The 2,432-nt window shown below is 59.4% G+C and carries 2 protein-coding genes and 1 pseudogene; 2 read left to right on the top strand and 1 reads right to left on the bottom strand.

The annotated features are described in order from the left end of the window. Window positions 1-130: 130 nt before the first annotated feature. Window positions 131-1,090 carry an Abi family protein gene (locus ACTHQV_RS19195; protein WP_440492317.1) on the bottom strand — a complete coding sequence of 320 codons (960 nt, stop codon included), beginning with the start codon at window positions 1,088-1,090 and terminating at the stop codon, window positions 131-133. A gap of 352 nt (window positions 1,091-1,442) precedes the next feature. On the opposite strand from ACTHQV_RS19195, the gene ACTHQV_RS19190 reads away from it, so the two are divergent. Continuing rightward, on the top strand, window positions 1,443-1,931 hold the full coding sequence (locus tag ACTHQV_RS19190; protein WP_440492316.1) for a helix-turn-helix domain-containing protein: 489 nt from the start codon (window positions 1,443-1,445) through the stop codon (window positions 1,929-1,931). Between the two features lie 184 nt (window positions 1,932-2,115). Further along, window positions 2,116-2,432: pseudogene (locus ACTHQV_RS19185) on the top strand (hypothetical protein); the annotation flags it as partial.

The raw sequence follows: 2,432 nt of genomic DNA, 5'->3' as shown, positions 1-2,432 counted from the left end.
ACCTACGCCCGGCAATGGCGGCGGAGACGACAATGCACTAACTAACATGCCGGACCACCCGCTGGGGGCTGTTCAGCGACGCGGCGATAGAGCCGTGCCGGCAGGGTCGGGCCCGCCTTTCCGCGTTATGTCAGTTCCAGATTGCTTCCTGGTCCCAGCCTTCGAGAAATCCACCCTGCACGGTACTGGCGAAGGGCATATTCGGGAAAGAAAGCCAATGTGCTTTCATCCGGCCGCTCCACGATGTGCCCGGATTGATCCGCTTGGCGAGATAGGAGGCAACTGCCGCCGCGCCATAGACACGATTCCGCTGCACGACGTCGTTGCCAATATGGACCATGCGCGGCGCCTCGAACGCTTTGGGCACCTGGGGCTGGTTGATGATGCCGGTGTTCCACAGCCGGGAATGATGCGCGCTGATGTTGCGCACGAAAGCAAGGCTCTTGATCCAGCTCACCAGCGTATCGGGGAGCAAATTATATCGTTTCGCGATGGCGAAGCGGTCATTGGGATGTGCCATTTCTAGCAGCCAAGATAGTGTCCCAAAATCCCACGCTTCGACTGCCATCCAGATCGGCATCGGCGGCTTGTAGGTATTGTAGAACTCCGACACCCAATCGTCTTTGCAGCGGTCAACGGAATCGTCCGCCTTCGCCAACCAGCTCAGGTGCCGGGTCGTGCCTTTTAAATTGGCGTTCGCGCGGTTGGGATCGAGATAGGCGACCGATCGATGCGCAAAGAGAGCGCGTTTTCCAAGAGCATGGGCAAGATCCACGCGTAGCGCGACTTCGATCCGTTCGATGGCGTCGAGGAAGAGCAGGCGGAGCTGTTTGTCAAAGAGATAGAGATCGACGGCGTGCCGAAACTCGGCACCGGCTTGAAACTGGTCGGTGCGAATGGTGCGCGTGGCAGCGTCGGGATCGGGGATGCGCTCTTGCAGCGGTTGCCAATAGGGTGACAGACGACCGTAGCCGATGCGCTCAAGATGGCGGATCGCTTTGGCTTGGTCGGTGACGCCCAAACCACGACCTTCAAGGAGAGCGAGCTGGTCGGCAAAGCTGAGATGGGGTTTGGTGTAGGGCAGAAGCATCGCCCCAGATATGAAGAAGGCCGCCCCTTGATGCCATAGGCAACAGCGGGAACGGCCATGTTGTCCCCTATTTAGATGCTCGGGTCTGAGAATTCAATTAAAAATTGACGGCAGGCATCGTCAGCCACGTCGCACGGCCCGAACCGGCCCCAGCAAATTTTGGGGGAGGCAAATCTGTCTCTGCCTAATATGCTTCCTTATCCTGATTACCCGGTATCGTGATTACGGACTCACTGTGCTTCGTAAGACATGAGTGCCTCCCACGCTAGAGGCACCTTTGTCTCCGGGCGGGCGTCGTTTCTGTCTCCCCTACTCCTCTAGAAACGGCGCGCAAATGTGCTATTTCAACTTCATGAGCAAGCAACCTGACGATACCACAAAGGAGGCAGGATCGAACGTCTTTTCGCTCGCGGCGGTCGCAAAGCCGAAGAAGCGGAAGGACAAGTGGCCGGATGCTGTCCTATCGCGTGGCTATAGCATGATCCCGTCGATCCTGCTGTGGGGCCAGGCCAAGATGGTTCTGAAGCCTGATGAGCTGAACGTGCTGCTTCAGCTCATCAGCCATTGGTGGTCGGCCGATCACGATCCGCATCCTGCCAAGGACACGATCGCGCGTCGCATGGGCAAGGACGCGCGGACGGTTCAACGGCACCTGACCGCGTTGGAAACGAAGGGTTTCATCAAGCGGGTTGAGCGCTTCAAGCGGCACAAGGGCCAGGACAGCAATGGCTATGATCTGTCCGGGCTGATTGCCAAGCTTGAGGCGATCGCGCCGGAGTTCGAGAAGGTGACGGATCAGAACAAGCGCCGTCGTGCGAAGGCCGAGACGAAGACGGCTTAGTTTTGAGGATCGCGCGTCGCGACAGCGGCGGGCGGAGCCGGCAGTCCAAAGGCCGGTTCGGAACGTAGGGATTGGCGCTTCGGGCAGAAGCATGGCCCCCTTCCAAAGGGGCGATGACACCGCCAATCCCTACGCTCATTGGTTTAGCACAGCGGGGCGCTGACCCCAAACTCGGGGGACGGTCATGAGCTATACCGAAGAGACCCGCCAAACGAGCTGTCCTTCATGCGGGAAGCTCAACCATGTCATCGTGGCCTATGCCGGGGACTACCGCGCGAACGAGCGCGAGGAAGCGGCGTGCTTCAACTGCGAGGCGATCGTCGACCGGGAGAAGTGCCTCGCGATCTTCACCGGCGAGACGGCAGACGCTGCGCTGCGGTCGCTGCGACGGATGCAGAACCGCACCCAACTGGTCGACAAGGCCGATCGCCGGACAGCATGGGAATTCCTCGAACACCTGTTGAGAGCCGTGCCGTATCGCATCCACACGATCCTGACCGA

This window comes from Sphingomonas sp. SAFR-052, from assembly GCF_051965015.1.
Taxonomy (GTDB): domain Bacteria; phylum Pseudomonadota; class Alphaproteobacteria; order Sphingomonadales; family Sphingomonadaceae; genus Sphingomonas.
Note: the sequence above shows the minus strand (reverse complement) of the source record. Positions and strands in the feature narration are given on the sequence as shown.

Excerpts from the sequence above, each read along its gene's own strand:
- ACTHQV_RS19195 (WP_440492317.1), bottom strand. The coding sequence starts at position 1,090 with ATGCTTCTGCCCTACACCAAACCCCATCTCAGCTTTGCCGACCAGCTC.
- ACTHQV_RS19190 (WP_440492316.1), top strand. The coding sequence starts at position 1,443 with ATGAGCAAGCAACCTGACGATACCACAAAGGAGGCAGGATCGAACGTC.